Here is a 25,336-nt window from a genome sequence, read left to right on the forward strand (position 1 = left end):
GCATGAGGGACGGGGAACGTGCGGGTACTGATCGCCGAGGACGAGCGCATGCTCGCCGACTCGATCGCCGAGGGCCTGCGGGCCGAGGCGCTGGCCGTGGACGTGGTGTACGACGGCGACGCCGCGCTCGAGAACCTCGGCGTGAACGACTACGACGTCCTGGTGCTCGACCGGGACCTGCCGGTCGTGCACGGCGACGACGTGTGCCGCGCCGTGGTGGAGTCCGGGGCCCCGGTACGGGTGATCATGCTCACCGCCGCCGTCACCGTGCCCGCCCGGGTCGAGGGGCTGCGGCTGGGCGCGGACGACTACCTGACCAAGCCGTTCGCGTTCGAGGAACTGGTGGCCCGCGTCCACGCCCTCGGCCGCCGGGCCAGGCCCGCCGACCCGCCGACCCTGGAGCGGGCGGGCGTCCGGCTCGATCCGGCGCGCCGTGAGGTGTACCGGGACGGGCGGTACGTCCAGCTCGCGCGCAAGGAGTTCGGGTTGCTCGCCGAGCTGCTGCGGGCGGACGGGAAGGTCGTCTCGGCGGAGCGGTTGCTGGAGAAGGTGTGGGACGAGCACACCGATCCGTTCACCAACACGGTCCGCGTGACGCTGATGAAGCTGCGCCGCAAGCTCGGGGAGCCGGCCGTCATCGAGACCGTTCCAGGAGTGGGGTACCGCATTCCATGACCATGTCGACAGGGACGCTCACCGAGAGGTTCCGGCTCACGGTCCGGGTCCGCCTGACGCTCGTCTATGGCGGGCTCTTCCTGGTCGGCGGCATCGTGCTGCTGGGACTGACCTACCTTCTGGTGGACGCCAGCCTCCGTCCGGACGGGCCGATGCGGACCGTCTCCGGTGGCCTGGAGCTCGATCTCGAGCGCGGCGGGAGGGAGACCATCAGCGAAATCGAGAAGGCTCCTGGCGACTCGGTCTCGAAGGCCCATCTCATCAAGGAGGTCAAGGGCGACACCCAGCGCGAGACGCTGAACGCCCTGCTGACCCAGGGCGGCATCGCGCTCGGCGTGGTCGGGGCCGCCGCGCTCGGGCTGGGCTGGTTCTTCGCCGACCGGGCGCTGAGCCCGATGCACAAGATCACCGAGACCGCGCGGCGGGTGGCGCGCAGCCATGACCTGGGCGAGCGCATCGCCTACGACGGCCCGCGCGACGACGTGAAGGAGCTGGCCGACACGTTCGACACCATGCTGGAACGGCTGGCCAGGGCCTTCGACGGGCAGCGGCGGTTCGTCGCCAACGCCTCGCACGAACTGCGCACCCCGCTGGCGATCAACCGGACGCTCGTCGACGTCGCCGTGCGACGGCCGGACGCGACCGACGACGTCAAGCGGCTGGGCGAGTCGCTGCTCGTCGTCAACGGACGGCACGAACGCCTCATCGACGGGCTGCTCACGCTGGCCGGCACCGAGAACACCGTCGTGGACACCTCCCCGCTCGACCTCGCGTTCGTGGCCGGGCACGTGCTCGACCAGGCCGCCGCCGGGGCGGCCGAACAGGGGGTCACGGCGCACCGGCACCTCGGACCGGCGCCGACCGAGGGCGATCCGATCCTGCTGGAACGCCTCGTTCAGAACCTCGTGGAGAACGCCGTCCGCCACAACCACGAGGGCGGCGAGCTCTGGGTCTCGACCGGCCATGCCGGTGGCCGCGTCGAGCTCACGGTCGCCAACACCGGCCCGGTCGTCCCTCCCTACGAGGTTGAGACGATCTTCGAGCCGTTCCGCCGGCTGGGCAACGACCGGGTGCGTTCGGACCGGGGCACCGGGCTCGGCCTGTCGATCGTCCGGGCGACCGCGGGCGCGCACGGCGGCACCGTCAAGGCCGCGTCCAGGCCCGCCGGGGGACTCATCCTCACCGTCAGCCTCCCGGCCCGATCTGTCCAGAATGTCCGGAGGCGTCCTCAATCTTCAGGAACATTGAACCCTGGCCGGGGTGGCGTCCGTACTGCGGACTGAAAAGACCATCGGGGCCGATCGCGTCACAACACCTCGTTGGGGAGGCGCCGAGAGCGACGTGGCCTCTCGATCTCGACCGCGAGGGCGGAGAGATGGCGATCATGACCGGACGGCGGGGGCTCGACGGACAACGCTTCGAGCAACGGGTACGGGCGGTGCCGGCGGCGGTCGGGCTGCTGCGCGACCTCACTGAGTTCCACCTGTCGAGGTGGGGGATGGCGGCGCACAGCCCGGATCTCGTGCTGATCGTCAGTGAGCTGGCGACCAACGCGGTGAACGCGGCGCCGGGCGCGCAGATCGATCTGCGGTTCTGGGCGGCGGAGGGCGTGGTCGGCATCGAGCTGGCGGATCCGGCCGCCGACCTGCCGTCCCGGCGGATGTCCAGGCCCGAGGAGGTCGGCGGCCGGGGACTGGAGATCGTGGACCTGCTCGTCGAGGAGTGGGGAACCCGGCCGGAGCCGCGGGGCGGCAAGGTCGTCTGGGCCCGCTACCGGGTCGGCGGGGACGCCTGACCGAGCCGTTCGGCGTCGGCGGGGTCGAGCGGCACGTCGAAGACCTCGGCGAGCAGCTTCGGCAGCTCGGACCGTTCGACTTCGCGGGTCTCCGCCGAGCCGTCCGGGCGCGTGGTCGTCCAGGTGGTCCCGTCCAGAACGTGGTGGACCTCCGCGCTGAACCGCTGGGCGAACGGCCGGGCGGTGAACGGCGAACGCGGGCTCGTGGAGACGTAGTGGCTGCCCACCACGTAGTCCAGCGCGTACTGAGGATTGAGCGTGAAGGTGTGGCGGTCGACCCACCCCTCCGCGCCGTACTGGTGGAGCACCCACAGACCGGTGTCCAGCGCGCCGGTCCGGCGTTCCAGCCGGAACCGCCAGCCGTCCTGCACGACCTCCGTGCCGTCCGCGAACTCGATCGGCTCCAGCGGGCCGCCGCCGAAGCCGACGTCGCACAACCACACCCGGTCGTCGCCGGGCGCCGTCACCCGCAGGACCGCGTGGGTCGCGGGCCTGATCCCGTCCGCGCCGAGGGTCACGCGCGCCGACAGGGCCGTCAGCCCGAACCCGAGCCGTTCGAGCACGGCGGCGAACAGGGTGGTGTGCTCGTAGCAGTAGCCGCCGCGGCGGCGCCGGACGAGCTTGTCCTGGAGCGTCTCCAGGTCCAGCAGGATCGGACGGCCGAGGATGATCTCCAGATTCTCGAACGGGATCGACGTGGTGTGCCCGCGGTGCAGCGCCCGCAGCGTCGCCGGCGTGGGCGCCCGGTCACCGTCGAACCCGATCCGCGCGAGATAGGCGTCGAGGTCGAGCTCGGCGCCCTTCCATCCGTACCCGTTGTCCGGCATGTCAGCGATCGTACGAGAGGACGGTCACGCCGCCGTCGAGCGTGCGCGTGCCGGTGAGCCGGAACGGGATCGGCGAGAACCCGGTGCCGAACATCGGGATCCCGCTGCCGGCGACGACCGGATACACCTTGACCACGAGCTCGTCGATCTCCGGCAGCAGCGATCCGGCGAGCCGCCCGCCGCCGAGCAGGAAGATGTCCTTGCCCTCCTCGGCCTTCAGCGCCCTGACCTTGCCGGTCACGTCACCCGAGATGATGTCGACGGCCGGGTCGGGGCTCGTGGTGAGCGTCTCGGAGACCACGTACTGGCGCAGGTGCGGGTACGGGCTCGTCACCCCGGCCTCGGCCGCCGGAGCGTAGGTGGCACGGCCCTGGATGACGGTGTCGAAGCGCCGGTTCGCGGCCTTGTCGATGCCGAGCTGCTCGCGCACCTGGACGGGGAGCGTCTCCGGGTAGTCCGCACTGAGATACGCGATGAGGTCCTCGGTGATCGGGAAGAACGTCAGGTCTCCGTCCGGGGCGGCGATGTAGCCGTCGATGGTGGTTCCGATGAAGTAGACGAGCTTCCGCATGACGAAATTTCCTCATTCTCTGGGGTATACGGGGAGAGTACGAAACGATCGCTTGATCGCCGATGAGTTTTCGAAGTGGGCACGGTCTACCTCGATGACACCACGATCCACGTTGGGCTCAGTGCAGCCACGAAGGAGATGACCATGGCCGGCAGCATGATTTTCGTGAACCTCGCCGTTCGGGACCTGGAGCGGAGCAAGGAGTTCTGGACCAAGCTCGGCTACTCGTTCGACCCTACGTTCACCGACGAGAACGCGGCCTGTCTGGTGCTCGCCGAGGGGCACAACTACGCGATGCTGCTCACCGAGAAGTTCTTCGCCGGTTTCCTGCCCCAGGGCAAGACGACCGCCGACGCTTCGACGACCACCGAGACCATGATCGGTCTGGCCGCGGAGAGCCGGGCGGAGGTCGACCGACTCGTCGACACCGCGCTGGCGTCAGGAGGCTCGGCCGCCAGCGACACCATGGACATGGGGGCGATGTACGGCCGCAGCTTCCAGGACCCCGACGGCCACCACTGGGAGGTCATGTACATGGACATGGCCGCCATGGAGCAGGAGGGGCAGGAGGGGCAGGCATAGGGGAAAGCCCGTGGCCGCCGGTCAGAGCGGCCACGGGACCTTCGCCGTGACCCGGGGTCAGCGCACGTAGACGCGGAAGCCGACCGGGATGATCTTGAACATCAGATCGGCGGTGTGCTTCATCGGCAGGCGCGCGCAGCCGTGCGAGGCCGGGTAGAGCGGCACGCTCGGCGAGCCGTGCAGCGCCCAGCCCCGGTAGAAGTAGATCGGCTTGTAGAGGTCGCCGAGCTTGGCGTGCCGCCAGCCGTTGATCTTGCGGGTGACCTTGAAGTTGCCGCTCGGCGTGCGCGCGACGTCGCACTCGCCCTTGTAGCAGTAACGCTTGTTGTTGCCGGTCGAGGTGTGGCTGATCAGATAGACCCTGTTGTTCTTGTACACCACGACCAGCTGGCGCTTCTTGGAGATCTCCACGCGGTTGGCGGCCGGCTTCTTCACGATCCGCACGGGCGACTTGGGCCTGGCCAGCGCCCGCCACGTCCCCTTGCCGACGGTGCCCTTGCCGCCGGGCTTGAGCCCGTTCACCTTCTGGAACGCCCAGACGGCGTAGAGCGTGTCCTTGCCGTACCTTCCGTCGACCGAGCCCGGGTCGTAACGGAGAGCGCGCAGGCGCTTCTGCAGGTAGGTGACGTACTTGCCCTTGGAGCCGTAGTGGAGCGTGGGCGGTGCCGCGGCGCTCGCCGCGGGTGCCGCCGCCACCGTGCCCGGAGCGTTCGCCGAAAGCGCGGCGGCCTCGGCCGGCGAGGAGATGAGCGGTGCCGTCACGGCCCCGGCGACCAACGCAAGTCCGGCGATCTTCAAGCGCATGCCTACCGGCCCCCTGTCCTTGGATTGTCAATTGACCCAAGGGCACCTTAGATCACCCAAGTCGCTCTCGGGGGCGCGCTGCGCCGTTTCAGCGGACGCCGCGCGGGCGGAACTGCACGCTGATCCGCGGGCCGGTGGCCTTCGCGCTCTTGGGGATCGCGTGCTCCCAGGTGCGCTGGCAACTGCCGCCCATCACCAGCAGGTCGCCCGGACCCATGCCGTAGCGCCGTGTCCCGCCGCCGCCGCGCGGGCGCAGCAGCAGCGAACGCGGCGCGCCGAACGAGATGATCGCGACCATGGTGTCCTCGGCCCGGCCGCGTCCGGTCCGGTCGCCGTGCCAGGCGACGCTGTCGTGCTCGTCGCGGTAGAGGCACAGGCCCGCCGTGCGGAACGGCTCGCCGAGCTCGCCCGCGTAGTGCGCGCTGAGGGCGGCCCTCGCCTCGTCGAGCACCGGATCGGGGAGCGGCGCGTCCTCGTCGTAGAAGCTCAGCAGCCGCGGGACGTCGACCACCCGGTCGTACATGCGCCGCTGCTCGGCACGCCAGGGGACCTCGTTCAGCAGCCGTTCGAACAGCGCGTCCGAGCCGGAGACCCAGCCCGGCCGGACGTCGATCCACGCACCGTGCTCAAGGCGTGTGCGCCGCACGGAGCCGCCGAGCGCGCCGACGCCCGTCTCCTCGGTGCAGTCGAGCAGGAGGCCTTGGATCGGTCCGTTCATACCGCCCAATGTATCCAGCGTGTCAAACATACGTTCGAACGGCGCTCCTGGGGCGGCCGACTCCGGAGAGGTCGCGGTGCACGACGCTGTTGCGGTCGGTGACCCGGTTGCCGAGCGAGAGCTGAGGCCACAAGCCGGACAGTTCCTGCCTGCTGCGCTCGCTCCACGCCCGCGCGAGGTCGCCGCGTGTTTTGTAGAAGTTCAGCGCGCACCCGCCGGTGTGAACGCGCAGCAGGGTGAAGCCGCCGGGGTACTCCTTGACGGCGCCGACCTCTTGTTGCACGACCCGGGGCGCGAGCGGGAACACCGAGCGCTGGTTGCGGTGCGTGTGCCCGGCGTGGTGCAGGAAGACGCCGGGCGTGCGGTCGTAGGCGCGCAGGATCGAGATCGCTTGGCCGGCCTCGATCGACTGGCCACCGGTGATCGCCAGTGGTGAGTTCTCGACGAAGATCGGATGGTGCCCGAAGACGAGGGTCGGCTGGTCGCGGTTCTCCTTCAGCGTGTTCTCGAACCAGGCGTACTGCTCCTTGCCCAGCCCGCCCGCGTCCCCGCCGTCGCCCGCCTTGTCGTAGGTGTCGAGCCCGATGACGCGCAGGCCGTGCAGGTCGTGCGAGAAATAGGCAGGACCGTCGCCCGTGAAGAAGCCGTCGCGGAAACAGTCGCGTCCTTGCCACTGCCCGGGGCTGCACGAGGCGTAGGCGGGACCCTCATGGGCACGGTCGTGGTTGCCGCGCGCGACGAGATAGTCCCGTCCGTGCGTCCCGAACCCGTCCAGCAGAGCCTTGGCGCGCCCGACGTCGACCGGCTCCGCCTCGCTGGTGACGTCGCCGGCGGCCAGCAGATAACCGGCTCCGCGCGCCCGCGCGTCCTCCACCAGGGCCCTGGTCATGACCTCCGGGTACGGCGGATGGCCGGGCACCTGCTCGATTCCCTTGATCCAGGGCAACTGGCCCACGAGGCCCGCCACCGTCTCGCCGAGGTGCAGGTCGTTGCAGAGCGCTACCGAGAAGAGGAACGAGCCGGGTGGCGGTTGCGGCGTCGTGAAGCTGTGGACGCCGTCTGCGTGGGGCGTCCCGGCGGCTTGCCCGAAGGCCAGCGGCGTAGCGCTTGCCGTCTTTCCCTGGGAACGGGCTCGGTAGTAGTAGGTGCGTCCCGGTTCCAGTCCGGTCAGCTCTACATAGTGGTACGGGGTGTCCGCGGGTCGGATGGCGGTGGCCCGTTGTGTGAGGCGTGCCGGGTGCGTCCCATACTCCACCTCGCCGTCCGCTGGGGCGGGCTTCATCCGGCCCAGCCCGTCGTCGGTGCCCGGGACGCCGGTGTACCAGGTCAGGATCGCGCTGGTCTCGGTGAGCGTGACGAGTTCCAGGTCGACGGGCCGTACGACCCCGGACCGCGCCGCCGCCGCGTACGCCCGCTCGGGATCGGCCACGGGAACGAGCGACGCGCCTGCCACGACGGCGCTCCAGCGCATCAGGTCCCGCCGGCTCGGCCTGCAACAGATCATGTGCGTCAGCGTCCCAGCGGTCCCGGCACCCGGCCAGACCCAAAGGCTCTTTAGGCCCGCTTTAGGCCTCACCTCGTTAGGTGCAAGACGGGATCAGTGCATCGGAAGTGCTATCCGGGAAGTAAGCCCCGGAACGGTTCAATTCGGGAACATCGACGTACGGTGGCAGACGTGAGCGTGGTCCGCGGTGAAGCGCGGCGCCGGTGGCTTCTGGTCGCGGCGCTCGTCGCGGTGTTGTGCTCGGCCCCGTTCGCGATCGCCGCCTGGCCGGTCGCCGGGACCGGCGTCGAGCCGCAGCGGCTGCGCGGGCTGATCCTCGGTTCGGCCGACCGTCCCTACCAGGGCCTCGTGGAGAGCAACGGCTCGCTGGGCGTGCCCGACCTGCCGGGCCTGGACGAGGCGACCGGGCTGCTCGGCGGCACCTCGCGCATGCGGGTCTGGTACGGCGCGCCGGAGAGCTGGCGGGTCGCCCTCATGACCGCCACCGGCGAACGCGACTTCATGCGGTCGAAGGACGGCCTGGCCATCTGGGACTACGAGGGCGAACAGCTGACCAGGATCGAGGGCGCCCCGGCCGTCCGGCTGCCGAACGCCGCCGATCTCATGCCGCCCGATCTCGCCCGCAGGCTGCTGAAGCTGGGCACGCCGGCCGACCGTCTGACCGGCCTCGACACGCGCCGCGTCGCGGGCCGTACGGCCGCCGGGCTGCGCGTCACGCCCGCCGACACCGCGACGACGATCGGCGCGGTGGACATCTGGGCCGATCCTGAAACGGGGGTTCCGCTTGAGGTACGGATCGTTCCGCGCGGAGGGAGCCGGGCCGTGCTGACCACCCGGCTGCTCGACGTGCGCTTCGCGCGGCCCGCCGCGTCGGCCGTCGCGCCACGGTTCGCGCCCGGCGTCCGCAGGTCGGAGGTCGACACCTTCGACCTGCTGTCACGGCTGGCCTCGCGGACGGCCGAGCGCCTGCCGCGCCGGCTGGCGGGACGTCCCGCCCTGGAGTCCACGCCGTCCATCGCCAGCGTGCGCGGCTACTCGGGCGGCTTCTCGTCGTTCGTCGTGGCGCCGCTGCCGGGCCGCTACGGGCGCCGGGTCTTCGAGGCGGCGCGCACGGCCGGCGCGGGCGTGCTCGCGGTGTCGCACGGCGAGGCGCTCGCGGTGCAGACCTCGGTGCTCACCGCCGTCCTGGTCAGGGACGAGGAGCTCGGCCGGGCGTTCCTGCTGGCCGGGCCGGTACGGCCGGAGCTGCTGCGCACCGCCGCCGACGAGCTGATCTCATGATCGTCACACGGGCGCTGACCAAGCGGTTCGGGCGGGTCACCGCCGTGCGCGAGGTCGATCTGAACGTGCGCGAGGGTGACCGGTACGGGCTGCTCGGGCCGAACGGCTCGGGCAAGACGACGCTCGTGCGGATGATCCTCGGGCTGGTGTACGCGACGTCCGGCGAGATCGAGGTGATGGGGAAACCCATCCCACGCCGGACCAACGAGGTGCTCCGCGAGGTCGGCGCGCTCGTCGAGGGGCCCGGCGCGTACGGGCATCTCTCCGGCCGGGCCAACCTCACCTTCCTCGACGCCGCCGGACCCGGGGGCGGCGGTTCGCGCAAGGCCCGGCGGCTGCGAGTGGAGGAGGCGCTGACGCGGGTCGGGCTCTCCGGCGTCGACGACAGGCCGGTCAAGACGTACTCGCTCGGGATGCGGCAGCGCCTCGGGCTCGCCGCCGCGCTCCTGCACCGGCCCCGGCTGCTGGTGCTGGACGAGCCGACCAACGGCCTCGACCCGCAGGGCATCCGCGAGGTGCGCGACCTGCTGGAGGAGCTGAACGCGGACGGCACGACGATCTTCCTGTGCAGCCATCTTCTCGCCGAGGTCGAGCAGCTGTGCACCCGCGTCGGCGTGATGGACCGCGGCCGGCTGGTGCTGGAGCAGGAGATGGGCCAGGTGCGGTCGCCGACCGGCCGGGTCGTCGTCCACACGCCGGACGCCGACCGGGCCGTGGCGTTGCTCGACGGCGGTGTGGAGCACCGGGACGGCGCGCGGCTGCTGGTCCGGGCGGCCGACGCCGCGGAGCTGAACGCGCGCCTCGTGCGTGCGGGCCTGCGGATCGACGAGATCCACCTGCAGCGCCGATCACTTGAGGACGTCGTGCTGGAGGCCACCGGCCCCGGTTCCGACCGGCTGGACGCGAACGCCGCCGCCGAGTTGGACGAACCCGGCGTGCACGTGGACGGGGTGCGCAAGGTCGAGGTCGGCCAGGCCCAGGGGCGGAGCCAGGCCCAGAGCCGAGGCCAGGGGCAGGGGCGGGGTCTGAGCCCGGGCTCGGAGCAGGATGCCTGGCAGGGTACGTCGCGGGAGTTCCTCGAATGATCGTCACCGAACTGGCCAAGCTGGTGCGGCGCCCGCGTACGTGGGTGTCGCTGGCCCTGCTGTGCGGCCTGCCGGGCATCGTCGCGATCTTCCTCGGGGTCACCGAGGTCGCGCCTCCGCCGGGGGAGGGCCCGACGTTCCTGTCGGCCGTCCTGACCAACGGCTCGCTGTATCCGGCCGCCGCGCTCGCCATGGTGCTGCCGCTGTTCCTGCCGGTCTCGGTCGCGGTGGTCGGCGGCGACTCCATCGCGGGCGAGTCCGGCTCGGGCATGTTGCGCTATCTGCTGCTGCGGCCGGTGGGGCGCACCCGGCTCCTGGTGGCCAAGCTCATCGCGCTCACGGCGTACGTGATGCTCGCGGTGGTGGCCGTCGCCGTCACCTCGTACGTCATCGGGGTGGCGACCTTCGGCACCGAGCCGGCGTCCGCGCTCGCCGGATCAGAGCTGATCACCTCGGTGTCGGGGACGGGCCTGTCGGACGCGCAGGTGGCCCTCCGCATCACCTATGCCGTGCTCTACATCGGCATCTCCATGCTCGGCGTGGGCGCGCTGGCGCTCTTCCTGTCCACGTTCACCGACTCGCCCCTGGCCGCCGCCCTGGGCGCGCTCGCGGCCCTGGTGACGAGCCAGGTCCTCGTCACCCTGGACGCGGCCGCGTCCGTCCAGCCCTACCTGGTGACCCGCTACTGGCTGAGCTGGGTCGACTTCTTCCGCGACCCGATCCTGTGGCGGGACATCGAACGCGGCCTGGCGCTGCAGGCCGTCTATGTGGGCGTTCTGCTGGCGGCCGCCTGGGCCAACTTCGCCACCCGCGACGTCACGAGCTGAGCGCGCCGCAGGCCTTCGGGGACTCGAACGGGCCGGTGCCGAGAGCACGCAGCACGATCCCGACGACCATGGGATCCGACGGCAGCTGCCCGTGCCCGGTGCGCGCGCCGGGACAGACGCGCTGGAGCTCCACGTTGACGGCGTCGCCGTTGAGGCGCGACGAGTCCGGTGGCGTCACGGTCTCGTCCTGCGCGGTCCACAGGGACATGAGCGCGGGCCGTCCGGGAGCCTCGTCGCCGAGGCTCCGCAACAGCGAGCTTCCCGGCACGAGCTGCCGGCAGGCGGCGGGGCACGCCACTCCGAGGGCCGATCCGGCCGTGGCCAGCTCGGCTCCATGGTGGGGAGAGCCCAGCGTGATGATGCGGCGGGCCTTGCCCGCGCCCTCGTGCTCGCGTGCCCAGAGCCGCGCCACGACCCCACCGGCGGAGTGCCCCACCAGATCAACGGAGGGAGCGCCCCCGCGCAGGGCGTCGGTGACGTATCGATCGACTGTCCGGGCCTGCTCGCGCAGATCGCCGCGACCGTCCTCGGGGAGCCGCACGAGCTCGGTCTGGCGGCCCTCACTCCGCAGCCGTTCGGCGAGCACGCGCATGCCGGACGAGCCGCCGCCGTAGCCGGGAATCAGCACCACGGGGCCGGGCCGGTCCTGTGGCACCGCCCGGACCTCGTCACCGGGCACGAGGGCGCGGACGGCCACGACGACCGCGACGACGAGCACCGCGAGCGCGACCACGCCCACGAGCAGGCGCCGCCGGGGGCTGAGCCGCCGGGGGCCGAGCCGCTGGGGGCCGAGCCCGCTCCAGGACCGCATCAGGCGTTCTTCACCGTGCTCGTCGGACGTCTCACATCTACCGGTCTACCCGATGATCGCCGATCTGGTCAGGGGCGCGTCCGGGATGTTCGATTTGGGGGGTTTTGATCCTTTGCCTAGATTGGTATTGACCAGTTCGGGACGGCCGCATACGCTCGCAGCCGTCGGTACAGGTGGCAGAGGAGGTGATGGGCATGCGAACCGTCGGCGATCCGGGGGCGGTGGAGACGAAACGGCGGGCAGTGCGCCGCGAGCTCCTCGCCATGATGGAGGGCCTGGAGCCCGGGGAGGCGCTGCCGCCCGAGCGGCGGCTGGCCGGGACGCTGGGCGTCTCGCGGCCGACGCTGCGTGCGGCGATCGACCTGCTCGTGGCCGACGGGCTGCTCGAACGGCGCCACGGCAGCGGCACCTACGTGGCCGAGCCGCGCATCGCCGTGCCGCTGACCATGACCTCCTTCACCGAGGACATGATCCGGCGCGGGATGAAGCCGGACGGCCGGGTGCTGTCGTTCCGTGCCGGGCCCGCCGGGGCGAAGATCGGGCGCCGGCTGTCCCTCTCACCGGTCGAAGAGGTATTTACCATTCGCCGTCTCCGGCTGGCGGACGGGGCGCCGATGGCGATCGAGACCCTCTACATGCCGAAGGACCTGCTCCCGGAGCTGTGCCGTGACGACCTGGAAGGCCGGTCCTTCTACGACCTGCTGCGGGAGAACGGCGTCGTCGTCGCCGCGGGCCGGGAGACGATCGAGCCGACCGTCACCACCACCGAGGAGGCCGAGGTGCTGGGCGTGCCCGTGCACGTGCCCGCGTTCCTCTTCGAACGGGTCGCCCATACCGAGGAGGGCAGGCCCGTGGAGTACGTCCGTTCCCTGTACCGCGGCGACCGATATCGGCTGGAGCTCGACCTCCGGCCGCCGCCGCACTGATCCCCGCCGCTTCGTCATCGGTGACCGCGCCCGAACCACCACGAGGTCCGTGAAGGTCGCCGGCAACCCTCCCTACGTCCCGAAGAACTGAGGTGACGGCATCGTGGACATCATCAAGGACATCCTGACGTTCCTGGCCGACAACGTGTTCGGCCAGGTGCCGATCCTGATCGGGTTGATCACCCTGACCGGGCTGCTGCTGCAGCGCAAGCGGTTCGAGGACACGCTGGCCGGGGCGCTGCGCGCCACGATCGGCGTGGTGATCCTCTTCATCGGCATCGAGATCTTCACCGGTGGGCTGAGCAGCTTCCAGACCGTGCTGGCGAACGCGATGGGCACCGATCCGCCGAAGGCCGACCGGACCCTGACCGATTTCATGACCTCGCAGGGCGGCACGGTCGCGCTGGTCATCACGGTGGCGTTCCTGGTCCACGTGCTGATCGTGCGGCTCTTCCCGGCGGCGCGGTATCTGTACCTGACCGGGCACCTGATGTTCTGGATCAGCATGGTCACCGTCGCCTCGCTGGTGACGATCGCGCCGGACGCCGACCAGCTGACACTGGTGCTGTGCGGCGCGGGCTTCGTCGCCGCGTACTGGACGCTGCAGCCCCTGTGGATGCGGCCGCTGATGCGCAGGATCCTGCCGGACGACCGGTTCGGCTTCGCGCACACCAGTTCGCTCGCGGCGGTGGTCACGGGGTTCGTGGCACGGCCGTTCGGTGACCGGGACAAGCACGACACCGAGAAGCTGAAGCTGCCGCGCCAGCTGTCGTTCTTCAAGGACATCAACGTCTCCACCGCGCTGATCATCTCGATCATCATGCTGGTGTCGGTCGGGTTCGCCGACAAGGACGTGGTCACCAAGCTGGCCGCGGAGATGGACCCGAAGCTCTCGCCGTGGGTGTGGGGGCTGCTGGTCGGGCTGCGCTTCGCGGGCGGCATCGCGATCCTGCTCTTCGGCGTGCGGATGTTCCTGGCCGAGATCGTGCCCGCGTTCAAGGGCTTCAGCGACAAGGTCATCCCGGGCACCCGGCCCGCCCTCGACGTGCCGACCGTCTTCCCGGTGGCCCCGACCGCTGTGATGCTGGGCTTCGTGTCGGCGACCGTGGTGTTCCTCGGCTGCCTCGGCGTCTTCGCGGCGGCGGGCTGGTTCACCCTCGCACCGCCCATGATCATGCTGTTCTTCGTCGGGGGCGCCGCCGCGGTGTTCGGCAACGCGGTGGCCGGCTGGCGCGGCGCGGTGATCGGCGGCGTGATCAGCGGACTGATGCTGGCCGTGGGGCAGGCGGTGACCTGGAGCCTGTTCGACAAGACCGCGCCGGAGCTGGCCACCCTGGCCGACCCCGACTGGTACGCCATCGCGTGGCTGCTCAAGGCCCTCGACCCCGTCGTCGGCGGCGCCGCCGTCTGGGCCGTCCCCATCGCCGCCCTGGCCGTCACGACCGCCACCCTGCTCATCCTCGGCCGCCGTGAGAAGGCCAAGGAGCTCAAGGAGCTCAAGGACGCGGACAAGGACGACGCCCCCGCCGAGCAGACCGCGTAAAACCTGACCACAGGGCAAGCAGAGCAGAGCAGAAGGAGAAGACCATGGCATTGGACCGCAGACTCGACGTACTCGCCGTCTGTGGCGTCGGCATGGGGTCCAGCCTCATGCTGAAGATGACGGCGGAGGACGCGCTGAACGCCCTCGGCGTCGACGCCCGTGTGGAGAACACCGACGTCTCGACCGCGCGCGGCATGACCGCCGACGTCATCATCGGCCAGGGCATGCACACCAGCGAGATCACCGACCTGGCCCCCATCGTCATCACGATCAGCGACTTCCTCGACAAGGAGGGCCTGGAGGACAAGCTGCGGGCGGCGCTGAGCGAGAAGGGATGGCTGGCATGACCGAGATCGGGGCGCGCGACGCCGTGGTGGCCGCCGACTGGCGGGCCGCGGTCCGCGAGGCGGCCGTCGCGCTGGTCGAGCTGGGCGTCGCGGGACCGGGCTACCCGGACGCGTGCGTCGAGGTCGTCGAGCGCAACGGCCCGTACATCGTGCTCACCAAGGGGCTGGCGCTGGTCCACGCCCGTCCCGAGGACGGCGGGCAGGGGGTGGGCGTCGCCGTGACACGGCTGGCCACGCCGGTGGAGTTCGGCCACCCGGACAACGATCCGGTCGACCTGCTGCTCGCGTTCTGCACCACCGACCCGGACGCGCACGTGGCCTCGCTGTCGCGGCTCGCCCGGGCGCTCTCGGCCGGGCTGGCCGATCGGCTGCGCGCGGCCGCCGACCAGGACGCGCTGGCCACCGAGCTGAAGGAGGCCCTTCCTGATGCCTGAGGTCTTCCCCGAGCGGGTCCGCGCGCTGCTCGACGAGCTCGACGCGCGCTCCGCGAAGGCGATCTCCACGGCGGCGGGCCTGCTGCTCGACGCCGTCGAGGCCGACGGGATCGTGCACGTGGCCGGTGCGGGGCATTCACTCGCGCTCGTCTTCGAGACGTTCTACCGGGCGGGCGGGCTGGCCCCGGTGCGGCCGATGTGGGACCCGGCGGTGCTTCCGCTGCGGGACGCCCTGCGCAGCACCCGCGCCGAACGGCAGGAGGGGCTCGGGCGCACGGTCGTGCGGGCCGCCGCGCCCGCACCGCCGGACGTCGCCGTGGTCTTCTCGACGAGCGGGCGCAACCCCTACCCGGTCGAGATCGCCCAGGAGTGCGCGGCGCTGGGCGTGCCGGTGATCGCGGTGACCTCGCCCCGGGCGTCGGTACGGGCGGCGGCGCGCACGGAGACCATGCTGGCCGACCACGCGACGGTCGTGATCGACACGGGTGTGCCGCCGGGCGACGTCGTCCATCCCGCCGAGGCGCCGCGTACCGCCGCGGTGTCCACGATCCTGGCCTCGTACGCCTGGTCGCGGCTGCTGGCCGACCTCGACGACCTCGCCGGAGAGCGCGGCGTCGAACCGCCGCGCTGGGTCAGCGCCAACGTCCCCGGCGGCGACGCGGTCAACCGCGGCCTGCTGGAGCGCTACCGGCACCGCGTCCCCGAGCTCACGGGCGCGGCCGAGGTGCTCTCGTCCTTCCGTCAGTAGTCGGGTAGCGCGAGCATCCGGCTCAGCAGGTGCGAGAGGAAGACCGTCTGGCGGTGCATGAGGTCCGGGTCGATCTTGTCCAGGTGACCGTCGGGGGCGACCTGGACGAGATAGGCCGGACCGCTGATCAGCGTGGCGGTCGGGATGCCGAGCCGGTAGGGGTAGGTGGCCTCGCCGTAGAGACCGTTGTCGAACGGCTTGAGCACGACCGTCCGCTCCAGATCGTCCCGCCTGACCTGGTCGATGGCGAGGGCGGTCAGCGCGGCGCTGTTGCCGGTGCCGACGACGGCGGGCTCGGAACGCCCGGTCGGGCGGAACGCGCCGGTCGCCGGATCCTCCGACCAGCCGAGCGCGCCGAGGTGCTCCGGCACGAGGGCCGCCACGATCCGCTCTCTGATCCCGGCGTTGCGGGTGAGCCACGCGGCGAGATCGGGCGTGTCCCGATGCGAGTTCATGTGGTTGGGCGAGAAGACGAAGACGAGGTCGCGCGGGCGTTCGGAAAGCGGCACGCGGGCGAAGTACTTCGCGAGCGCGACGATGGCGGGCACCCCGTTCTCCTCGATCGCGTTCTGCCCGTCGGTGTGCGTCCCGACCAGCACGGCCCCGGGCAGCGTGCCGCTTCCCCTGAGCTCGGCGGTCAGGTAATCGATCGTGCTGTTCTTCTTCGCGGCGGTGAGCGTGAGGGTGGCGGTGACCGGTCCGGCCTTCATCAGCTCGCGGAGGCGGCGTCCCTGGACGCGGTCGAGGTGAAGCGCGGGCAGGCCGGTCTGCGGCTGCTGGTGCGGGGAGAACTGCCCGCGGGCGTGTTCGGGCGCCAGGTCCATGACGTCGACCATCGCGATCGCGCCGTTCCGCTTGGCGAGGTCGAGGCTGAGCTGCTCCGGTACCGCCCTCCAGACACGCGTGTAGTCCTCGGTGGCGAACTGCGCCGCCTGCTCTGGACGATGGACGTGCTCGACGAGCGGCGCGATCGCGCTCCCGCCCGTCCGCGTCATCGGGTAGTCCGCCACGACGATCCGGCCGCGGACGTCCTTTCCCTGGTAGTCGGCCGCCTGACCGGCCCTGACGTCGACGAGATCACCTCGTACGCCGCGCGCGGGCGTCTCACCGGAGTACGGGCGGTAGTAGGCCACCGGGATCGTGTGGGTACGGCCGTCGGCACCGGTCGCCTTCAGAGACCACGTTCGGGCTTCCCACTGGTCGAGGGGAACGGGATGGCGCCGCACGTTCAACCCGTACGACTGCAGCCGCCGTACGACCAGGCTGAGGTAGCGGCGGTGGGCACGGCTCCCGGCGAACCTCGGGCCGAGCTCGGACATCTCCTCGACCCAGCCGAAGAGCGTGCGAGCATCGACCAACTCCGGTGCCCGCCCGCCCGCCGCTGCGGCGCTCGCGTCCGAGGCGCCGAGCCCTCCGGCGAGGGCGGCCCCGGCCGTGGTGCCCATCACGCGGGCCAGAAACCGTCGACGATCGTAAGCCGCCATCATCCGCCCCCCTCCGCTGACGCCGACGGTACCGTTCGCCTGCGGCCCGCCGGCCCCTTCACCACGCCCACGACCTGGGCAAATTGTCGTAGGTACCAGGCATTATGTGGTCATGACGAACGCTCCGGGCCTCACCGAGATCGACGACCAGGCCGCGTACGCCGCGGCCGTGCAGACCGCGGTCAGCGCGGCGGCCGCCTACTACGGCGAGGGCGACTCGCCGCTGGACGACGACGCGTTCGACCGGCTGGTGCGCGGCATCGCCGCCTACGAGCAGGCGCATCCGGAGCACGTGCTGCCCGACTCGCCCACCGGCAAGGTCGCGGGCGGAGCGGTGATCGGCGCGCCCCTCATCGACAAGCTCGTCGCGGCGGGCCTCACGATGACCGAGCCCGGCGCGACGGCCCCCGGCCCCGCCACCTCCGCTGAGGAGCCATCGGCCGACCTGCCGCTTGCCGGCCTGTCCGTCGTCGTCACCGGTGCCATGTCCGGTCCGCTGGCCGATCTCTCCCGCAACGAGATGAACGAGCTCGTCGAACGCGCCGGCGGCAAGGCGTCCTCCTCGGTCTCCGCCCGCACGTCCTTCCTGGTCGCGGGCGACAAGGCGGGCTCCAAGAGGGCCAAGGCGGAGAAGCTCGGCGTCGAGATCAAGACTCCCGAGGAGTTCGCCGCCCTCGTAGCCGACCACCTCCTCTAGGACGAAACGGCGTAGCAGGTGAGGAGAAGGCTGGAGCCGTCCCAGGTGCGGGTGTCGACGAGCCGGAGTGAGACGTCCGGGCGGCTCTCGAACGCGGGGACGCCGTCACCGACGACTCCCGGACCGATCATGAAATGGAGCTCGTCGACGAGGCCGTGGGCCAGGAGGTCGTTCCACAGGATGTGGCTGCCGAAGACCAGGATGTCGCGGCCCGGCCCGTTCTTGAGCTCGGTGATCCGCTTGTGGGCGTCGGCGCGGGGCACGATCCGGGTGTTGTGCCAAGGCCCCGTCTGGTCGGCGGTCAGGGTGTCGGACACGACGACCTTGTCGATGGCCCCGTTCAGGCGCGAGATCTCGCGTTCCAGCGGCGGGGCTTCGGAGTCGTCCGCGACCGGGGGCCAGTAGTCCCGGAATCCCTCGAAGGACGTGCGGCCCAGCAGCATCGTGTCGGCGGCGCGGAGGCGCTCGGCGTTGTACTCGCTGAATCCGTGGTCGAACGGCATCACCATGACGTCGCCGTCCGGACCCGAGTAGCGGCCGTCGAGCGACATCAGGTTGCAGACGATCAGCTTGCGCATCTTCCTCGACTCCCGTTCGGAGGTTCTGTCACTGTCACCAGGAAGAGAGACAGGGCGCACCGCGAACTCATTGCCGGCGAACGGATTATTTCAGGATCGAGGAAGGCGCACGTCAGACGGCCGCCGCGCTGTCGGGACCGGCTCCCTTCATGCGGTCGGCCAAGGCCCCGTCCGTCCCGAAGAGCCGGGTCTTCCACTCGGCGATCAGTTCGGAGGTGTCGTGGTCGTCGGGGTGGAAACCGCGCCGGTTGTAGTCGCGCACGTGCTGGATGACCTCGCGGCGCAGCCATGGTGAGCGCGGCAGCTTGCGCAGGCTCGGGAAGAGGCGGAGCGGATTGTAGGTAGAGCGGTCGAGCAGCAGCGACAGGATGGTGCCGGCGATGATCGCGCTGAGCAGCCCGAGGGTCGTGGAGTGCATGACCCACGTGCGGATACGGTGGTCGCCGCTCACGGTCTCGTACACGTCGAACGCCACGGACTTGTGCTCGTTCTCCTCCAGCGCGTGCCACTGGAACATCGAGCGGACCTCGTCCACGTCGAACATCGCCTGCGCCTCGGGGTCCTTGAGCAGGACCTCCGCCAGCGTCGCGGTGTAGTGCTCCAGCGCCGCGGTGACGGCGAGCTGGACGCTCTTGGGCAGGACCTTCTCGTTGAGGGCGAGGCCGTACCTGGTCAGCCGGTCGATGAGCCGGGTCGGATAGCCGTACGAGGCGAGCCGCTCGTTGAACTGGCGGTGTTCGCGCCCGTGCGTCACCTCCTGGCCGATGAAGCCGGCGACCTGGCGCTTGAGTTCGGGATCGTCGATCTGGTCGCGGTAGTTGCGCACCGTCCGGACGAAGTAGTCCTCGCCTTCGGGGAAGAGCGAGGACAGGACCGTGACGACGTGGCTCATCACCAGGTCGCCGTTCACGTAGTGGCGGGGCAGTTTCTCGGGCGGATACTCGAACGCGATCCGGCGCGTACGTACGTTGCGGGGCGGAATCGCAGGCCGTGGGCGGGAGGCGGCCTTCTTCATGTGGCCCTCCAGTTAGTCCGTAGACACCCCGACGCTACGAAGCCACATACATGCAATCAAGCCTGCATGTATGTGTCCCTCATCACAATTAGACGAAAAGTCCAGTTATCAGGCCTGAGCGCGGCCGGCTTCCCAGCCGGCCGCGCTCAGGCCTCCGGTCTCAGGGGCGCGTCGCCGGGGCGGACGGCCCGTGATAGATGGAATTGACGACGATCGGCCAGGTCACCCGGGGCCAGCTGCGGAACGTGATCTCGCTTCCGGCGATGGTGGCGTGGCCCTCGCCGACCTTGAACGTCGCGACGTTGGCGAGCCCGCCCAGCGCCTCCGTACCGGCCGCGTACCCGCTGGCCAGCAGGTCGCCGTCGCCCGGATAGGTGGACGCGACGTCGGCCTTGCCCTCGATCCGGAACGCGGCGTCCCGGTTGAACCAGACCGGCCAGCTCTCCGGCATGCCCCAGGCCGCGGGGACCCCCGGTGCGTACGAGGCGCGCAGCAGGGCGCCCGGGGCGTTGACCGACCGGGGAACGGCGTTCTCGATCGGCAGCTCCAGCAGCTCACGCGCGGTCTGCGAGGCGCTCCCGACCGCGACCAGGTTGCCGCCGCCGGAGACGAAGCGGGCCAGCGCCGACCAGCCCTTCTCGCCCACGCCGCGCGCCCACGCGAACTCCGGCGGGTTCTTGGCGGGATCGAGGCCGTCGACGATCGTGGCCTTGGAGACGCCGTCGGCCAGGACGATCGTGTCGTACCGGCCCCGCAGGTCCGCGTAGTCGTCGGCGCCGACGACCTTGTAGTCGATGCCGTACTGGTCGAGCATCCACATCATCCAGCCGCCGGGCATGTTGTTGGCGCCCCGGATCAGCCCGACCCGCGTTCCGGCCTTCAACTTGAAGCCGTCCACCTTGGGCAGCGTGTCGGTCCCGTACACCCGCAACCCCGTCGCCGCCGAGATCGCCTCCAGCGTCTGGCGGGCCGCCGTGGACGGCGGGACCACCACGGTGCCGGGCGCGAACGTGCGCCCGCCGGCCTCGAACTTCCCGGCCGTCCGGAAGACCGGCACGTTCGCCTTCTGCAGCCGCGACAACACATGCGCCACGCCGTACGACTCGGGCGGCATCAGATAGGCCCCGCGCGGCACGTTCGGCATCCGCACCGCCTCCGGCACGACCTGCCGCACCCGCCGCAGGCCCGCCGAGAACGCGGTGTCCACGGCGTCGACGTCCACGCCGAACAGCAGCCCGACGTTGTCGGTCGTCTCGCTGTACGGCATGATCAGCGGGCAGTCGGCGCACTTGCGGGCCGCCTTCTCCGGATACTTGTCGATCTTGAGCAGCTGGTCGATCCACCGGCCCAGCGGCTGCCGCGTCCGCAGCACGTACGACCCCGCCGCGTACCGCTTGCCGCCCGCGGTGAACGGCGCCGACGCCTGCTCGATCTCGACCCGCCCGAACTCGAACAGCCGCATCATCTCCAGCACCGCGAACGGGTCGCGCTGACCCGCCGGCACCACATACGCGTACGGCGTGCCCGGCACCACGTCCGGCAGCGCCACACCGTTGCGGGCGACCTGGTACAGGTTGTTGAACAGCCACGACTCGCCGTTCTTCGCGACGTTCTCGATGCCCGCGTACGCGGCGGTCTTCGCGTACGCCACGATCTGCTCCAGCGTCCAGGTCGACCGGTCGTACGGCTGCACCATGCGCATCGTCATGTTCTGCGGGCCGAGCGGCTTGCCGTCCGAACTCGTGAACGGATAGGCGAGATCCTTCGCCGACGCGATCTCGGTCAGGAACAACGACGTGCCGAGGAACGTCGAGAACCCCATGACGTCGGCGTTCCAGAAGATCCCGTACGCGTCGTCGGTCCCGACACCCTTCTTGCCCTCCGCCGTCAGCGCCCGCGCGGCGTGCGCGCCCTGGAGCGTCGCCGACTGCAACGTGATCGGATCGACCCCGCCGCCCAACGGCTCGTCGTACGGAGGGGTCCACAACCGCGGGCCACCCGTACCGGCCTGGTGCATGTAGTGCCCGACGACCGGCCGGTACGTCTGCTCCAGCCTGACCCGCGTCCGCGTCTCCCGCTGCGTGAACATGAACCAGTCACGGTTGTCGTCATGCCCGACATAGCGGTGGTAGAGGTCCGGATAAACACGGTTGTACGCCGTGCCCGCCGTCTTGTTGAAGTGGTCGACCACCAGATGCTGGCCGTCAGGATTCGCCGACGGGATCACCAGCAGCACGGCGTTGTCGAGCACCGCCCGCGTGTAGTCCGAATCCTCGGTCGCGAACCTGTGCACGATGTCGACGAGCGCCTGCGTGTTGCCCACCTCGGTCGAGTGCAGCGTGCCCTCGATCAGGTAGATCGGCTTGCTGCGGTGCGCCAGCCTGCGCGCCTCCTGCTCCGACAGCCCCCGCGGCTCGGCGAGCCGCTCGTTGTCCCGCACGATCTGGCCGAGGTTGCGCAGGTTCTTGGGCGAGCTGACGAACATCACCGGGTACTCGTTGCCCATCGTGGTCCGGTCGACGACCCGGTAGTCGACCCGGTCCGACCGGTCACCGACCAGCCGGAAGTACTGCTTGATCTTGTCGAACCCGGCGAGCCTGCCGGTCGTGCCCATCGCGAAGCCGAAGTGGTCCTTGGGATCGGGAATCGTCTTGCCCGTGCGCACAGCCGTACCGACGGCCCGGGACGCGTCGGCGTGCGGGGGCACGCCGACGAGCACTCCGATGGTCGACACGGCGGCCAGCACGCGGGCGGTCCGCCGCGGCAGCATCCGGTCTCCTGTTGGGGTGGAGGGACGGGAAAGCCGACCGGTCGGCTGAGCCCACTGTGAATCTTGCAGCCCGAAACGTCAATCCTTGATCGTCACCAACCCACCTGCTAAAAGCCGCCACCTCGTCTTCAGGGATGGGGGGCGGGTGGGGTCAGGAGGAAGACCTTGGGGGTCACTCGTTCCATGGCGCCGCCTCGGCCGACTATCAGGCCGGCGGCGAAGTCGACGAGGGGGAGGGCGTCGGCGTCGGTCATCGCGGTCAGGTCCATGATCACAGCGAAGCCCTGGCGGAAGAAGTGCCCGACGTAGTAGACCTCGTTGTAGGACGTGGGGTGCAGCGTCTTGACCACGGACTCAGTGTGCCTGCCTGATCTTGAACGTCAAGGGCGGGGTGGAAAGACCAGACCTGTTTCGTAGGCGATGATGACCAGGTGGACGCGGTCGCGGGCGCCCAGTTTGGTGAAGAGGCGGGCCACGTGGGCCTTGACGGTCGCCATGCTGATGGAGAGTTCGGCGGCGATCTCGGCGTTGGCCAGGCCGCGTCCGACCAGGGTGAGGACCTCGCGTTCGCGGTCGGTGACGCCGTTCAGGGGGCGTTGCCGCGGGGTGGGCTCGGGACGGTCGGCGAACTCCTCGATCAGGCGGCGGGTGACGCTCGGCGCGATCAGCGCGTCGCCCGCGGCGACGACGCGGATGGCGTTGAGGATCTCTTCGAGTGCCATGTCCTTGACCAGGAAGCCGCTCGCGCCCGCCCGGAGCGAGCCGTAGACGTACTCGTCGTCGTCGAACGTGGTGAGCATGACGACGCGGGTGTCCCGGGAGATCGCCCGGGTGGCCTCGATGCCGTCCATGCCGGGCATGCGGATGTCCATGACGACGACGTCCGGACGGGTCGTGCGGGCGAGTTCGACGGCTTCGGAGCCCGTGCCCGCCTCGCCGAGGAGGGCGAGGTCGGGGGTGTCGGCGATGAGCACGCGCAGGCCCGCGCGGATGAGGGGCTGATCGTCGGCGAGGACGACGGTGATCGTCATACCGGGAGCCGGGCCGCGACGCGGAAGCCGCCGCCGGGACGGGGACCCGCGGAGAAGTGGCCGTTCAGGAGACTGACGCGTTCGCGCATGCCGGTGATCCCGTAGCCGGTGCCCGGGGAGGCGTGGCCGGGGCCGTCGTCGGTGATCTCGATGGCCAGCGCGTCGTCCTGGTAGTCGACGAGCACCCGGCAGCGGGGCGTGTTCGCGTGACGTACCACGTTGGTGACGGCCTCCTGGATGATGCGGAACGCCGAGAGGTCGAGGTCCGGTGGCAGGGGGCGCCTGCTGCCGCGGTACTGGAGGTCCACGCGGACACCGGCGTCGAGCGTCGTCGAGGCCAGCCGGTCGAGGTCGGCCAGGCCGGGCGCGGGGGTCAGCGGGGCCGCCTCGGACCGGCGGAGCGCGACGAGCATGGCGCGCAGGCCGGTCAGCGTCTCCCGGCTCGTGGCCTCGATGGCGGCGAGCGCGTTGCGGGCCTCGCCGGGCTGGGTGTCGATCACCCGGTTGCCCACCCCGGCCTGGATGGCGATGACGCCGATGCTGTGGGCGACCATGTCGTGCAGCTCCCGGGCGATGCGGAGCCGTTCGGCGGTGACGGCCTGGTCGGTCGCCTGGGCGGCGAGCTCCTCGGCGTGCACGCGGCGTTCGCGGACCGAGCTGCCGGCGACCCAGACGGCGGCGACCGCCACGGCCGCGAGGGCGATGACCAGGTCGATGGTCCCGGGCACCGACACCGCGGCGGAGGCGGTGTGGGTCGTGAGCGCCATGACCGAGGCGGTGATCGAGACACGGGGCGGACGCGTCGCCGCGATGAACCCGACGGCGAGATCGGTGACCAGCAGCTCCAGATAGCCGACCTCCGTGTTCGGCATCTCGTTCAGCGCGATGAACCAGCCGGCGAGGAGGAGCGCGAGCGCGGGCAGCGGCCGGCGCCGCAGCAGGTCGAAGACCACCGCCGTGAACGCGGCGATCGCGAGGATCTCCAGCGCCGTGAAGCCCTGCCTGCCGCTGGCCATCGCGGCGTGCATGACCGCGGGATAGGGGAGGGCGAGGCACCAGATCAGCGCTCCCCGGACGCGCGGCGGCAGACGGCGCGGCAGCGAGGGGCGTGACGCGACGAGCATGTCCCGATCGTAACGGTGTGATCGCCGGTGCGAACATTGGCCCGTGGGTGTACGTCCGTGGGCTTATGTCCGTGGTGTTACGACCGTGGGACGGTGCCGGGCGCGCCAAATGTGATCAGTGGTATGACGCGGAACGCGGGCCTTTCACAGCACCGTTGTCACGTGATCGGAACAAAGAGGTGCGGGTGGCTAGTCTTTGCCGTGCTCGCGGTCGAACTGGTGGCGATCGTGTGCTTCGCCGTGATGTACGACTCGCTTGATTTCCATATCTATATGTGGGGCGGAGAGGCCGTACTCGACGACGAACGTCTTTACGAGGAGCAGGGACTCGCGCACTGGTTCACGAATACGCCTTTCGCGGCCGTCACGTTCGCGCCGTTGGCCACGCTGCCGTTGGTCGTCGCGCGGGTGCTGTGGCAGCTGACCTCGGTCGCGGCGTTCGCCGTCGCCTGCGTCGTGGCCATGAGACTCGCGGGCTGGCGGGCTTCCCGAACCTCTGTCGGCGCTGTCGTGGCGGCCGGGCTGGTGATCCAGCCGATGTACCAAACGTTCTTTCAGGGTCAGGTCAACCTGATTCTGCTCGCGCTCGTGCTCACTGATGTCGCGCGGGCCTCGCGGAGGAGTGGCGGACGTACGGTCGGCGTCGGCATCGGAATAGCCGCCGCCATGAAATTGACTCCCGCGATCTTTATTGTTTTCCTTTTGTTGGCCGGTCGTGGCAAGGCGGCTGTGACGGCGGGCATTACGTTCGCCTGCTGCACGGCTATGGGTTTTGCTGTTGCCCCTAAGGCGTCCTGGCTCTATTGGACGGAGACCTTTTACGACACCAGCCGTGTTGGCGTTCCCTATATTTCCAACCAGTCTCCCAACGGCATGTTCGCTCGGCTCCTTGGCGGACCTGACAACGTCGGCGCCTGGTATCCCGTTCTCCAGGTCACGCTCGCGGTCATCGGGCTGGCCGCTGCGGCGGTGCTGGCGCGGCACGACGACTGGCTGGGCGCCGTGGCGGTGACCGGCACGACCGCGCTCCTGGTCTCGCCGATCTCCTGGGCGCATCACTGGGTGTGGGTGATGCCAGCACTCGTGCTACTCGTACGTAGTGGACGCAAGGCCCGGGTCGCCGCTGGCGTCGCCTACGTCATCTTCGTTCTCGCGCCGT

At 70.4% G+C, this 25,336-nt stretch carries 25 protein-coding genes and 2 pseudogenes; 14 read left to right on the forward strand and 13 right to left on the reverse strand.

Going from position 1 to position 25,336, the window contains the following annotated elements; all coding sequences use genetic code 11:
* Nucleotides 1-18 precede the first annotated feature (18 nt).
* The 3 genes from ABD333_RS28135 (at nucleotide 19) to ABD333_RS28145 (ending at nucleotide 2,470) form a co-directional block, all read left to right on the forward strand.
* Nucleotides 19-675: a response regulator transcription factor gene (locus ABD333_RS28135; RefSeq protein WP_344545519.1), complete on the forward strand. Its 657-nt coding sequence runs from the start codon at nucleotides 19-21 to the stop codon at nucleotides 673-675.
* Nucleotides 672-1,958 carry a sensor histidine kinase gene (locus ABD333_RS28140; RefSeq protein WP_344545520.1) on the forward strand — a complete coding sequence of 429 codons (1,287 nt, stop codon included), beginning with the start codon at nucleotides 672-674 and terminating at the stop codon, nucleotides 1,956-1,958. The genes ABD333_RS28135 and ABD333_RS28140 overlap by 4 nt, the downstream gene beginning before the upstream one ends.
* A 101-nt stretch (nucleotides 1,959-2,059) precedes the next feature.
* A complete protein-coding gene (locus ABD333_RS28145; RefSeq protein WP_344545521.1) occupies nucleotides 2,060-2,470 on the forward strand; it encodes an ATP-binding protein in 411 nt (136 codons plus the stop codon).
* On the opposite strand, the gene ABD333_RS28150 is transcribed toward ABD333_RS28145, so the two are convergent.
* Nucleotides 2,446-3,297, reverse strand: a complete 852-nt coding sequence (locus tag ABD333_RS28150) for an arylamine N-acetyltransferase family protein (protein ID WP_344545522.1) — start codon at nucleotides 3,295-3,297, stop codon at nucleotides 2,446-2,448. The genes ABD333_RS28145 and ABD333_RS28150 overlap by 25 nt on opposite strands.
* A 1-nt stretch (nucleotide 3,298) precedes the next feature.
* Nucleotides 3,299-3,868 carry a dihydrofolate reductase family protein gene (locus ABD333_RS28155; RefSeq protein ID WP_344545523.1) on the reverse strand — a complete coding sequence of 190 codons (570 nt, stop codon included), beginning with the start codon at nucleotides 3,866-3,868 and terminating at the stop codon, nucleotides 3,299-3,301.
* Nucleotides 3,869-4,012: 144 nt separating this feature from the next.
* Here ABD333_RS28155 and ABD333_RS28160 point away from each other — a divergent pair, with 144 nt between their 5' ends.
* Nucleotides 4,013-4,450 carry a VOC family protein gene (locus ABD333_RS28160; protein ID WP_344545524.1) on the forward strand — a complete coding sequence of 146 codons (438 nt, stop codon included), beginning with the start codon at nucleotides 4,013-4,015 and terminating at the stop codon, nucleotides 4,448-4,450.
* A 57-nt stretch (nucleotides 4,451-4,507) separates the two neighbouring features.
* Here ABD333_RS28160 and ABD333_RS28165 read toward each other — a convergent pair whose 3' ends face one another.
* The 3 genes from ABD333_RS28165 to ABD333_RS28175 all read right to left on the reverse strand — a co-directional run bounded on the left by ABD333_RS28165 (nucleotide 4,508) and on the right by ABD333_RS28175 (nucleotide 7,476).
* The gene (locus ABD333_RS28165; protein WP_344545525.1) at nucleotides 4,508-5,254 is read right to left on the reverse strand and encodes a L,D-transpeptidase family protein; all 747 of its coding nucleotides are present in this window, start codon (nucleotides 5,252-5,254) and stop codon (nucleotides 4,508-4,510) included.
* 88 nt (nucleotides 5,255-5,342) lie between these two features.
* Complete coding sequence (locus ABD333_RS28170) at nucleotides 5,343-5,972, reverse strand: alpha-ketoglutarate-dependent dioxygenase AlkB (protein ID WP_344545526.1); 630 nt, start codon at nucleotides 5,970-5,972, stop codon at nucleotides 5,343-5,345.
* A 22-nt stretch (nucleotides 5,973-5,994) separates the two neighbouring features.
* Nucleotides 5,995-7,476, reverse strand: a complete 1,482-nt coding sequence (locus ABD333_RS28175) for a purple acid phosphatase family protein (RefSeq protein ID WP_344545527.1) — start codon at nucleotides 7,474-7,476, stop codon at nucleotides 5,995-5,997.
* Between the two features lie 171 nt (nucleotides 7,477-7,647).
* On the opposite strand from ABD333_RS28175, the gene ABD333_RS28180 reads away from it, so the two are divergent.
* From ABD333_RS28180 to ABD333_RS28190, 3 genes are read left to right on the forward strand one after another with little or no spacing between them, the layout of a single operon-like run.
* Nucleotides 7,648-8,757 (forward strand): hypothetical protein, encoded by a 1,110-nt coding sequence (locus ABD333_RS28180; protein ID WP_344545528.1) that lies wholly within the window; start codon nucleotides 7,648-7,650, stop codon nucleotides 8,755-8,757.
* Entirely contained in the window at nucleotides 8,754-9,842 is a 1,089-nt protein-coding gene (locus tag ABD333_RS28185; RefSeq protein ID WP_344545529.1) for an ABC transporter ATP-binding protein, read from the forward strand. Before ABD333_RS28180 ends, ABD333_RS28185 begins: the two co-directional genes overlap by 4 nt.
* Nucleotides 9,839-10,669, forward strand: a complete 831-nt coding sequence (locus ABD333_RS28190; RefSeq protein WP_344545530.1) for an ABC transporter permease — start codon at nucleotides 9,839-9,841, stop codon at nucleotides 10,667-10,669. The genes ABD333_RS28185 and ABD333_RS28190 overlap by 4 nt, the downstream gene beginning before the upstream one ends.
* Here ABD333_RS28190 and ABD333_RS28195 read toward each other — a convergent pair.
* Nucleotides 10,659-11,480, reverse strand: a complete 822-nt coding sequence (locus ABD333_RS28195; RefSeq protein ID WP_344545531.1) for an esterase/lipase family protein — start codon at nucleotides 11,478-11,480, stop codon at nucleotides 10,659-10,661. The genes ABD333_RS28190 and ABD333_RS28195 overlap by 11 nt on opposite strands.
* Nucleotides 11,481-11,668: 188 nt before the next feature.
* Here ABD333_RS28195 and ABD333_RS28200 point away from each other — a divergent pair, with 188 nt between their 5' ends.
* From ABD333_RS28200 to ABD333_RS28220, 5 genes are all read left to right on the forward strand, one after another.
* On the forward strand, nucleotides 11,669-12,406 hold the full coding sequence (locus tag ABD333_RS28200) for a GntR family transcriptional regulator (protein ID WP_344545532.1): 738 nt from the start codon (nucleotides 11,669-11,671) through the stop codon (nucleotides 12,404-12,406).
* Nucleotides 12,407-12,509: 103 nt separating this feature from the next.
* Nucleotides 12,510-13,949 carry a PTS ascorbate transporter subunit IIC gene (gene ulaA / locus ABD333_RS28205; RefSeq protein ID WP_344545533.1) on the forward strand — a complete coding sequence of 480 codons (1,440 nt, stop codon included), beginning with the start codon at nucleotides 12,510-12,512 and terminating at the stop codon, nucleotides 13,947-13,949.
* Nucleotides 13,950-13,993: 44 nt separating this feature from the next.
* Nucleotides 13,994-14,296, forward strand: a complete 303-nt coding sequence (locus ABD333_RS28210) for a PTS sugar transporter subunit IIB (protein ID WP_344545534.1) — start codon at nucleotides 13,994-13,996, stop codon at nucleotides 14,294-14,296.
* Nucleotides 14,293-14,730 carry a PTS sugar transporter subunit IIA gene (locus ABD333_RS28215; protein WP_344545535.1) on the forward strand — a complete coding sequence of 146 codons (438 nt, stop codon included), beginning with the start codon at nucleotides 14,293-14,295 and terminating at the stop codon, nucleotides 14,728-14,730. The genes ABD333_RS28210 and ABD333_RS28215 overlap by 4 nt, the downstream gene beginning before the upstream one ends.
* Nucleotides 14,723-15,478 (forward strand): sugar isomerase domain-containing protein, encoded by a 756-nt coding sequence (locus tag ABD333_RS28220; RefSeq protein ID WP_344545536.1) that lies wholly within the window; start codon nucleotides 14,723-14,725, stop codon nucleotides 15,476-15,478. Before ABD333_RS28215 ends, ABD333_RS28220 begins: the two co-directional genes overlap by 8 nt.
* On the opposite strand, the gene ABD333_RS28225 is transcribed toward ABD333_RS28220, so the two are convergent.
* The gene (locus ABD333_RS28225; RefSeq protein WP_344545537.1) at nucleotides 15,472-16,965 is read right to left on the reverse strand and encodes a zinc-binding metallopeptidase family protein; all 1,494 of its coding nucleotides are present in this window, start codon (nucleotides 16,963-16,965) and stop codon (nucleotides 15,472-15,474) included. The genes ABD333_RS28220 and ABD333_RS28225 overlap by 7 nt on opposite strands.
* A 109-nt stretch (nucleotides 16,966-17,074) precedes the next feature.
* Between ABD333_RS28225 and ABD333_RS28230 the strand changes: the two genes are divergently transcribed.
* Nucleotides 17,075-17,659, forward strand: coding sequence for a BRCT domain-containing protein (locus ABD333_RS28230; RefSeq protein ID WP_344545538.1), 585 nt, complete (start codon nucleotides 17,075-17,077; stop codon nucleotides 17,657-17,659).
* Here ABD333_RS28230 and ABD333_RS28235 read toward each other — a convergent pair.
* From ABD333_RS28235 to ABD333_RS28260, 6 genes and pseudogenes are all read right to left on the reverse strand, one after another.
* Nucleotides 17,656-18,237 carry a dihydrofolate reductase family protein gene (locus ABD333_RS28235; protein ID WP_344545539.1) on the reverse strand — a complete coding sequence of 194 codons (582 nt, stop codon included), beginning with the start codon at nucleotides 18,235-18,237 and terminating at the stop codon, nucleotides 17,656-17,658. The genes ABD333_RS28230 and ABD333_RS28235 overlap by 4 nt on opposite strands.
* A 112-nt stretch (nucleotides 18,238-18,349) precedes the next feature.
* Nucleotides 18,350-19,252, reverse strand: coding sequence for a metal-dependent hydrolase (locus ABD333_RS28240; protein ID WP_344545540.1), 903 nt, complete (start codon nucleotides 19,250-19,252; stop codon nucleotides 18,350-18,352).
* Nucleotides 19,253-19,412: 160 nt separating this feature from the next.
* Nucleotides 19,413-22,022 (reverse strand): M14 family metallopeptidase, encoded by a 2,610-nt coding sequence (locus ABD333_RS28245; protein ID WP_344545541.1) that lies wholly within the window; start codon nucleotides 22,020-22,022, stop codon nucleotides 19,413-19,415.
* Between the two features lie 146 nt (nucleotides 22,023-22,168).
* A pseudogene (locus tag ABD333_RS28250) lies at nucleotides 22,169-22,369 on the reverse strand (cell division protein SepF); the annotation flags it as partial.
* 33 nt (nucleotides 22,370-22,402) lie between these two features.
* The gene (locus ABD333_RS28255; protein ID WP_344545543.1) at nucleotides 22,403-23,053 is read right to left on the reverse strand and encodes a response regulator; all 651 of its coding nucleotides are present in this window, start codon (nucleotides 23,051-23,053) and stop codon (nucleotides 22,403-22,405) included.
* Nucleotides 23,050-24,177, reverse strand: a complete 1,128-nt coding sequence (locus tag ABD333_RS28260) for a sensor histidine kinase (protein ID WP_344545544.1) — start codon at nucleotides 24,175-24,177, stop codon at nucleotides 23,050-23,052. Before ABD333_RS28260 ends, ABD333_RS28255 begins: the two co-directional genes overlap by 4 nt.
* A gap of 273 nt (nucleotides 24,178-24,450) precedes the next feature.
* On the opposite strand from ABD333_RS28260, the pseudogene ABD333_RS28265 reads away from it, so the two are divergent.
* A pseudogene (locus tag ABD333_RS28265) lies at nucleotides 24,451-25,206 on the forward strand (glycosyltransferase family 87 protein); the annotation flags it as partial.
* Nucleotides 25,207-25,336: the final 130 nt, after the last annotated feature.

It is taken from the genome of Actinomadura fulvescens, assembly GCF_039533225.1.
GTDB classification, from domain to species: domain Bacteria; phylum Actinomycetota; class Actinomycetes; order Streptosporangiales; family Streptosporangiaceae; genus Spirillospora; species Spirillospora fulvescens.